Origin of the sequence: Nocardia wallacei, from assembly GCF_029869545.1 — a bacterium.
Classification (GTDB): Bacteria; Actinomycetota; Actinomycetes; order Mycobacteriales; family Mycobacteriaceae; genus Nocardia; species Nocardia wallacei_A.
This window is the reverse complement of the sequence record NZ_JARWQD010000354.1, coordinates 1-3,127: the sequence shown is the minus strand read 5'-3', so window position 1 is coordinate 3,127 and position 3,127 is coordinate 1. Positions and strand designations below refer to the sequence as shown.

5 protein-coding genes are annotated in these 3,127 nt (G+C 66.9%); 4 read left to right on the top strand and 1 reads right to left on the bottom strand.

Annotated elements, in window-relative coordinates; all coding sequences use genetic code 11:
- The first annotated feature begins 193 nt into the window (after window positions 1-193).
- The 4 genes from QH290_RS38005 to QH290_RS32500 all read left to right on the top strand — a co-directional run bounded on the left by QH290_RS38005 (window position 194) and on the right by QH290_RS32500 (window position 2,366).
- Entirely contained in the window at window positions 194-406 is a 213-nt protein-coding gene (locus QH290_RS38005; RefSeq protein WP_342213213.1) for a type II toxin-antitoxin system VapB family antitoxin, read from the top strand.
- A complete protein-coding gene (locus QH290_RS32510; RefSeq protein WP_280263736.1) occupies window positions 403-837 on the top strand; it encodes a PIN domain-containing protein in 435 nt (144 codons plus the stop codon). Before QH290_RS38005 ends, QH290_RS32510 begins: the two co-directional genes overlap by 4 nt.
- Window positions 838-901: 64 nt before the next feature.
- On the top strand, window positions 902-1,387 hold the full coding sequence (locus QH290_RS32505; protein WP_342213212.1) for a DUF4396 domain-containing protein: 486 nt from the start codon (window positions 902-904) through the stop codon (window positions 1,385-1,387).
- An 85-nt stretch (window positions 1,388-1,472) separates the two neighbouring features.
- Window positions 1,473-2,366 carry a phenylalanine 4-monooxygenase gene (locus tag QH290_RS32500; RefSeq protein ID WP_280263734.1) on the top strand — a complete coding sequence of 298 codons (894 nt, stop codon included), beginning with the start codon at window positions 1,473-1,475 and terminating at the stop codon, window positions 2,364-2,366.
- A gap of 32 nt (window positions 2,367-2,398) precedes the next feature.
- Here QH290_RS32500 and QH290_RS32495 read toward each other — a convergent pair whose 3' ends face one another.
- Window positions 2,399-2,992, bottom strand: coding sequence for an acyl-CoA-like ligand-binding transcription factor (locus QH290_RS32495; RefSeq protein WP_280387091.1), 594 nt, complete (start codon window positions 2,990-2,992; stop codon window positions 2,399-2,401).
- Between the last annotated feature and the right edge of the window lie 135 nt (window positions 2,993-3,127).

Below are 3,127 nucleotides of genomic sequence, written 5' to 3'. Positions count from 1 at the left end.
ACCTGCAGGTCAACCGCGCCCTCCTATTCGCCCGCTGCCCCGCACCGAACCCCACGGCCGCCTTCCTATTCCACGAGTACGGCGGCCTTTCTCATGCCATCACGTGTTCCCATCCACCCGGTCCGCGGCATCGAACAACGGTTGGATCAAGCGATATTGCTGACAGTATGGGGGTGGATATACTGTGATACATATGAAGACGATGGTCGACCTGGACGACGAAGCCTTGGCGCTGGCGGCGAAGGAGCTGGGAACGACGACCAAGAAGGACACCGTGAACGCGGCATTGCGGTTCGTCGCGGAGCGCCGCCGCCGCATCGAGGAGATCCTGGACGATTACCCGTACAGTTTCGGCGTCGGCCCGGACATCACCGACCCGGAGATCATGAAACAGGCGCGGCGGTGAAAGGTTCCACACCGCTGCGCCTGCACTTGATCGACACCTCCGCGATGGCCAGGCTCGGGCATCCGGCAGTGCAGCGCGTTATCGGGGGCCTGCTGACCGACCGCGCTGCGGCCAGTTGCGTCACCCTCGACCTGGAAGCCGGGCATTCCGGCCGAAACCTCGCCGACGTGCAGAAAATCGCCCGTAGTCGCCGGACTCACTTCACCACTCTGCCGATCACCGAGACGATCGCCGACCGCGCCCGCGAGGTCCAGCAACTGCTGGCCCGCCGCGGTCAGCACCGCGCAGCAGGTCCCGCCGACATCCTGACCGCCGCCGTCGCCGAACTTCACGAGGCGGTGATCGTCCACTACGACGAGGATTTCGAGCACATCGCCGCGGTCACCAGGCAACCGCACATCTGGGTCGTACCGCGCGGCACCGTCGATTAGACGGCCATCGACCGAGCATGACCCGACACTTGACACTATACCCCCCTACGGTATGGTCTAGGGTATGCGGAACGAGCACTCGGGGCATGGGCATGGTGGGCGTGTGCCTGCCAGTTGGGGGATGGCGGCTCAGGCTACCTTGCACTGTTTGACCGGGTGTGCGATCGGGGAGGTGTTGGGGATGGTGATCGGGACGGCGTTGGGGTGGAGGAATGCGCCGACGATGGTGTTGGCTATCGTGCTGGCCTTTGTGTTCGGGTATGCGTTCACCATGCGGGGCGTGCTGAAGGCGGGGCTCACGCTGGGGGCCGCCGTGTCCACCGCGCTTGCCGCGGATACCGTCTCGATCACCGTCATGGAGATCATCGACAACGCCGTCATTCTGGCCGTTCCCGGCGCGATGGACGCACACCTCGACACCGTGCTGTTCTGGGTCACGCTGGCCTTCGCGTTCGCGGTCGCCTTCGTCGTCACCACGCCGGTCAACAAGTGGCTGATCGGCCGCGGCAAGGGCCATGCCGTGGTCCACGCGCTGCACGGGCAGCACTGACGCACTCGACCGCATGAACTAGGCAAATTGCCCAGCTGGCCGGACGTTTGTTGTCGGAACCGGCCAGCGGTGCTTGCCTGGAGGCATGTTCAACGAAGCTCAGCTGTACTCCCCGGTGACCACCGGGACCGACGGCGACGTGACGGTGCACCTGAGCGACGAGCATCCCGGTGTGAACGACCCGGACTACCGGGCCCGCCGCAATGCGATCGCCGCCCAGGCGCTGGCGTACCGGCCCGGGGAGCCGACACCGCGTATCGACTACACCGACGAGGAGCAGGAGGTCTGGCGGATCGTCTCCGCCGAGCTGGCGCGCAAACACCGCACCTACGCCTCCCACGAGGTCCTGGCGGGCGAGCAGCGCCTGGACCTGCCCGTCGACCACATCCCGCAGCTCGACGAGGTATCCGCAAAGCTGGTGCCACTCAGCGGGTTCCGCTATGTACCGGCCGCCGGTCTGGTGCCGCTGCGCGAGTTCTTCGGCTCCTTCGCCGACCGAATCTTCCATTCCACCCAGTACATCCGGCACCACTCCGCGCCGCTGTACACCCCCGAACCCGACGCCATCCACGAGGTCATCGGTCACGCGAACCAATTGGCGAGCCCGCGGTTCGCGGCCCTCTACGCCGAGGTCGGCGCGGCGGTCGCCCGCCTGGAAACCGAGACCGCGCTGAAGTTCCTGGCCGATGTCTTCTGGTTCTCCATGGAGTTCGGCGTCGTCCGCGAGAACGGCGAAATCCGCTGTTACGGAGCGGGATTGCTGTCGTCGTTCGGCGAGATCGAGGAGTTCCGCCACGCCGAACTGCGCCCGCTGAACATCGTCGAGATGGGCACGCGCACCTACGACATCACCCACTACCAGCCGGTGTTGTACTGCGCGGAGTCGATTTCGGAGATCGAGGATGTGGTGGGCGCGTTCTTCTCGACCATGACCGACGACGTCGTCGCGCGCGAGCGAGCCGCGCAGGGCCCGGCCTAGCCCACGGCGGAGCCGCGCCGTGTAAGCCGTTGCTACTCTGCGGTTTCCGATGAGTCGACGACGGGCAGCGGCATTCCCGCGGCCAGGAACTCGATGAGATGCACGATGGACTCGCGGTCGAACGGGTCGCGGTCGAGCAGCGACGCCTGCGCGGCGCCGATCAGCGCGCCCGCGAACGCCCGCACCTCGATATCCTCGGGGCTGCGCCGGGTTCGCTCGGCGGTCAGATCCGCGACCAATCGCACGCTGCGGTCGAATTCCCGGGCCAGCGCGCCCCGCAACTCCGGCACCGTCCGGATCAGCTCCGTCCGCTGCCGCTCGAATTCCCATTCCTCGTCGCCCAGGGACGTGAACGTGGCGATGGCGGCATCGCGGAACGCCTCCAGCATGGACAGATCCTTCGGTTGCCGACCCAGCGCCTCGATCATCACCGGATCCAGATCGTCGGCGAGCACCAACTCCTCTTTGGACGGAAAGTACCGGAAGAACGTGCTCGGCGAGACCTCCGCCGCGTCCGCGATCTGCTCCACGGTCGTCTCGTTGTAGCCCTGGTCGCGGAACAGCCGGAACGCCTCGGTGCGAATGGTGCGGCGGGTGCGCTCCTTCTTACGCTCCCGCAGGCCCATCCGGGGTGGCGCGGCGCCCGGATGGGCCCGCGACAGCACGGATTCGGCGTCCGCGGGGGGCCGGGCCCGGGCCCGCCCCGCCCCCCTAGGTGCCCCCCTAGAAAAACCCCCCAAGGCCCCCATAAACCCCCCCCC